Origin of the sequence: Gordonia sp. (in: high G+C Gram-positive bacteria), from assembly GCF_049299075.1 — a bacterium.
Lineage (GTDB): Bacteria > Actinomycetota > Actinomycetes > Mycobacteriales > Mycobacteriaceae > Gordonia.
Genome location: NZ_JBAQWU010000104.1, coordinates 1 through 5,048, shown reverse-complemented (window position 1 = coordinate 5,048; position 5,048 = coordinate 1). Strand labels below are relative to the sequence as shown.

At 66.6% G+C, this 5,048-nt stretch carries 5 protein-coding genes; 4 read left to right on the top strand and 1 reads right to left on the bottom strand.

What is annotated here, in order from left to right; translation table 11 throughout:
- Nucleotides 1-61 precede the first annotated feature (61 nt).
- On the bottom strand, nucleotides 62-727 hold the full coding sequence (locus tag WAW85_RS03415; RefSeq protein ID WP_422558247.1) for a TetR/AcrR family transcriptional regulator: 666 nt from the start codon (nucleotides 725-727) through the stop codon (nucleotides 62-64).
- Between the two features lie 170 nt (nucleotides 728-897).
- Between WAW85_RS03415 and WAW85_RS03410 the strand changes: the two genes are divergently transcribed.
- The 4 genes from WAW85_RS03410 to WAW85_RS03395 form a co-directional block, all read left to right on the top strand.
- Complete coding sequence (locus WAW85_RS03410; protein WP_422558246.1) at nucleotides 898-1,872, top strand: DUF3152 domain-containing protein; 975 nt, start codon at nucleotides 898-900, stop codon at nucleotides 1,870-1,872.
- Nucleotides 1,869-3,044, top strand: a complete 1,176-nt coding sequence (gene moeB, locus WAW85_RS03405; protein WP_422558248.1) for a molybdopterin-synthase adenylyltransferase MoeB — start codon at nucleotides 1,869-1,871, stop codon at nucleotides 3,042-3,044. Before WAW85_RS03410 ends, moeB begins: the two co-directional genes overlap by 4 nt.
- Before the next feature lie 75 nt (nucleotides 3,045-3,119).
- Nucleotides 3,120-3,980: a TIGR02569 family protein gene (locus WAW85_RS03400; protein WP_422558245.1), complete on the top strand. Its 861-nt coding sequence runs from the start codon at nucleotides 3,120-3,122 to the stop codon at nucleotides 3,978-3,980.
- 176 nt (nucleotides 3,981-4,156) lie between these two features.
- The coding region (locus WAW85_RS03395; protein ID WP_422558244.1) for a serine/threonine-protein kinase at nucleotides 4,157-5,048 on the top strand (892 nt) is incomplete at its 3' end.

Genomic DNA, 5,048 nt, shown 5'->3' with positions numbered 1-5,048 from the left:
AGTGGTGCCCAGTATTTAGTGGTGCCCAGTATTCAGTGGTGCCCAGAACTCGGGTCCCGACTTACTCAGAGTCGGCGGAGTCCGCATCGATACGAGGCACGCCGGACAGGCCCTGCCAGAGGAGTGCGACCGTGGTCTCCACCGCTTGGCTTTTTTCGATCGGCCGGTTGGCCTCCAACCAGTAGCGCGCATTCACCTGACTCGCACCGACCAAGCCGGCGGCAAGCATCCGTGAACGGTGCGGGTCCAACCCCGAGTCGGTCATCACCAGGCCGTACACCGCGTCAACGCATGCCTCGGTCGCGCCGTCGACCCGCCGGATCACCGCGGGATCCTTGGCATCGGAGGAAAAGATCAACCGGTATCCCGAGTTGTCCTCGTCGATGAAATCAAAGAAGGCTGCCACCGCCGCGCGGACACGCTGGTGGTTATCGGTGGTGGTCAACAAGGCGCGGTTGACGTCGGACACCAGCTTCTCGGCGTGTGAGTCGACGACGGCGATGTACAGGTCGAGCTTCGATGGAAAGTGCTGGTAGAGCACCGGCTTGCTGACTCCGGCCGCACTGGCGATCTCGTCCATGCCCGCCGAGTGATAGCCGCGCTCCACAAAGATCTCGCTGGCCGCGTCGAGGAGTTGACGGCGGCGCGCGCTCCGCGGAAGGCGGGTGGAACGGCTGGACGCCGAGGCTTTGGCCTCATGCGCGACAGGGAAATCGGCGGCAGACATGGCCAGTAGCGTACTCGCCGCGAGCAACGGGCGTGCGTGCGCGCACGCCGCATCGTCGGCGGTCCGCCCGGCCACCGGCCCGCGACCGCAGACGGTGGTGTGTAGACAGTGACAGTGGAGTGCAGTAAGCGGAGTACGCTATCGCGCGAGGTCTGTGAGACAGTTGTGTCGTGACCGGTACACCTTCGCCCGGGCCCACGCGGCCCCGACGCCCGCGGCCTGACCAGCCGTTGCGTGCCCGCTGGGACCCGATCGCCGCCGACACCGGCGCCGAGAAGGAGCGCCCAGGCGGTGCCATCGCGCGTTTCTTCCGCGACTTCGGCTGGCGTGCCTACGCAATCAGCCTGCTCGGAGTTCTCACCGTTGCACTTCTCGTGTTCACCATCGTTGACGACGGAACTTCGTCCGAGCAGCAGGGCGCCACAATTGACCCTCGGTCGCGCAACCTGGACGTCTCCAAGGAGACGACGCCGATCGGTGTGCCGAGCGCCGACATCGCGGCCGCAGCCCTGCCTGCCGGTGCGCTGCCCGCTGGTGGGCCGTTCACCAAGAAGGGCGAGCAGGTATTCAGCGTCGTGCGCGGCACCACCGACAAGATCGGTACCGGCGACGAGGTGTACACCTACACCGTCGAGGTGGAGGATGGCCTGAATCCGACCGACTTCGGTGGTGAGCAGTTGTATGCCCAGCTGGTCGATGCAACTCTTGCCAACCCGAAGAGTTGGGTCGGTGGCGATAAGGTCGCCTTCCGGCGGATTGACAAAGGCGAGCCGGACCTGCGTATCTCGCTCAGCTCGGCGGACACGTCACGTGATCTCTGTGGCTACCAGGTCAAGTTGGAAGCGTCCTGCTTCTACCCGCCACAGGGCCGGGTGGTGCTTAATGAGGCCCGCTGGGTGCGCGGTGCCATCGCCTTCCAGGGCGACGGCCTCGCCTATCGGCAGTATCTGATCAATCACGAGGTCGGGCACGGCATCGGCTATGAGCACCATCTCGCCTGCGAGCAGGACGGTGGGCTGGCACCGATCATGATGCAGCAGACATTTGGTACCGCGAACAGCGAGATCCTGGCGCTGGACCCCGATGTCCGGGCCAATCGAACGTACACGTGTCGACCCAACGCCTGGCCGTACCCGGACAAGTGACCCTGCTCCCGCCGCTTGTTGAGCCGGGTGACGAGCTCACCCGCGCGGAGATCGCGCGTTACAGCAGGCACCTGATCATTCCGCAGCTCGGCCCGACGGGGCAGCGGCGACTCAAGAACGCCCGCGTGTTGGTGACCGGCGCCGGGGGACTGGGCTCGCCCGCGCTGCTCTATCTGGCCGCCGCCGGCGTCGGAACGCTGGGTGTGGTCGATTTCGATGTCGTCGACGAATCGAATCTGCAGCGACAAGTGATTCACGGCGTCGCCGACGTGGGCCGGGCGAAGACCGCCTCTGCCGCCGAGTCGATTGCCGAGATCAACCCGTTGGTGACCGTCGAGCAGCATGAGTTGCAACTCACCGCCGAGAACGCGGTGGAGCTGTTCGCGCGGTACGACCTCGTCGTCGACGGCACCGATAATTTCGCCACTCGCTACCTCGTCAACGACGCCGCGGTCCTCGCACACAAGCCGTACGTATGGGGTTCGATCTTCCGGTTCGACGGACAGGTCAGCGTGTTTTGGGAGGACGCTCCTGGCGGCCGCGGCCTCAACTACCGCGACCTCTATCCGCAGGCGCCGCCGCCCGGGCTGGTGCCGTCGTGCGCTGAGGGCGGCGTGGTCGGACTACTCCCGGCCACCATCGGCTCCTTGATGGGCACCGAAGCGGTCAAGCTGATCTGCGGGATCGGGGAGCCGCTCCTCGGTCGGCTGCTCATCTACGACGCCCTCGCTATGGCGGTGCGGACCGTCCGCTTCGGCCGTGACCCGCAACGCCCGGAGATTACCGAACTGATCGACTACGACGCGTTCTGCGGAACGCTCGACGACCCCGCGGTCGTGCCGGACACCGCGCCTACCGTGACGCCGGCGGAGTTACGCGCGGAGCTCGACGGACCCAATCCGCCAGTGGTGATCGATGTGCGCGAGCCGGTGGAGTTCGAGATCGTCGCGCTGCCGGGCGCACGGTTGGTCCCGGTCGGCGACATCTTGTCCGGCGCTGCGCTCGGCGACATCGCCCGCGCCGGCCGCGTCGTCCTCTACTGCAAGACCGGAATCCGATCGGCCGAAGGGCTGGCGGCACTGCGCCGGGCCGGGATCCCCGACGTCGTGCACCTGCAGGGTGGCATCGCCGCGTGGGTGCGGCACGTTGATCCCAGCCTCCCGATGTACTAGCGCGCGCTATTAGCCCGGTCTCATCTCGGTGTGGCGATACCGGGGATCGACAGGTGATCGGTAACCTCGATTACTGTGACCACGATTTCTGCGCCGCCGGAGCAGGTGCTGACGACCTTCGGTCTGACCGCGCACCCGCCGATCGCCATGACTGGCGCGGGCGTGGCCGGTTGGCGGGTCGGGGAGGTGGTTCTGTCGCTGGTGCCCGACCGCGCTCGCGCCGCCTGGTCGGCGACTGCTCGCGAGAATCTGTACGTCGAGGGTATGCGCGTGGCCCGACCGATCCGCGCCTCGGATGGCCGCTACGTCGTCTCCGGCTGGCGCGCCGACACTTACGTGGCGGGCAGCCCGGAACCCCGGCACGACGAAGTTCTCGCTGTCGCTGACCGGCTGCACGAGGCCATCGCGAAGCTGGAACGACCGCGTTTTATGCTCCAGCAGCCGGCCCCGCCGTTCAGCGACGTCGACGTCTTCACCGCCGCCGACCGCGCGGCCTGGGAGGATGTGCCGCTGCGCGCGGCACGGTCTGCGGGCATGGACATCGAGCCGGCTGGCGACGACGCGCAGCAGTCGATTGCGGCGCTCAAGACCCTCGCCGGGCTGCGTCGTCCGGTCACCTCGAAGTCACAGGTCGTGCACGGGGACCTGTTCGGCACTGTGTTGTTTGCCGGCGCAGCGGCGCCCGCGATCACTGATATCGTGCCGTACTGGCGTCCGCCGGCCTGGGCGGCCGCGGTGATCGTCGTCGATGCCCTCGCATGGGGCGGCGCCGAAGAAGAACTGATCACGCGTTGGTCGCACTACGACGAGTGGGAGCAGATGCTTCTGCGCGCCACGATTTTCCGGCTCGCCGTGCATGCCCTGCACCCGCGTTCCACTTCCGGCGCGCTGCCCGGTCTGTTGCGTGTCGTCGACCAGATCCGACTGCTCGTCTAGATCCGCTCGTCGGTGCGTGACCATTTCCCCGGAATCGTCGCGCCAACCGCGGTCTGCCATGTCGGCTGAACGGGGGACACCCGCGCTGGCCGGGTGTTTGTCGGGGCCCGGTGCCCAGTACGATCTCAGTACGATATTGCTGGCGCTCGGCGAGGCCCGCGTGAGAGAGGATTCACATGGATAGCCCGGCTAGCCGCGTCGGCACGGAATTCGGCCCGTATCGACTCGAGTCGCTCATCGGTCGCGGCGGTATGGGCGAGGTGTACCGAGCGCATGACATCGTTCGTGACCGCACCGTGGCGTTGAAACTATTGCCGCCCCACCTCGCGCAGGATCCGATGTTCCAGGAGCGGTTCCGGCGCGAATGTCAGACGATCGCCCGGCTAGACGAACCGCACGTGATCCCGATTCACGACTTTGGCGAGATCGACGGTCAGCTCTACCTCGATATGCGTCTGGTTAACGGTCGTGACTTGCGCACGATTATGTCCGAGCGCGGGGTGTTGACGCCCACCGAAGCGCTGCCGATCATTCAGCAAGTGGCCGCAGCTCTGGACGCGGCGCATGCCGCTGGTCTGGTGCACCGTGATGTAAAGCCGGAGAACATCCTGGTGACTGGCGCCGACTTCGCCTATCTGGTGGACTTCGGTGTCGCACACGCCGAGACCGACTCGCATCTCACGAAGACGGGCACCGCGATCGGCTCTATCGCCTACATGGCGCCCGAGCAGTTCGACGATAAGCCGGTTACCGGTGTCGCCGACGTGTACGCACTGACCGCGGTGTTCTTTGAACTCGTAACCGGCCGCAAGCCCTATCCGGGCGAGGCGATTTCGACCATTACCCGCGGAGTACTGTTCGATCCCATCCCGGTGGCCAGCGCTCTGAATCCGGCGATCACGCCGGCGCTCGACACGGTACTCAGCTGGGGTTTGGCCAAGGCGCCCGAGCAGCGTTGCTCGTCAGCCCTGGAGCTTGCGCGCGCGGCGAGTGCCGCCGTCGGCGGACCGGCGCCCGCACCCGAGGCGACGCGCCGGATGGGAGCGGCAGGGATCCCGACCGCGCTGG

Excerpts from the sequence above, each read along its gene's own strand:
- WAW85_RS03415 (WP_422558247.1), bottom strand. The coding sequence starts at position 727 with ATGTCTGCCGCCGATTTCCCTGTCGCGCATGAGGCCAAAGCCTCGGCG.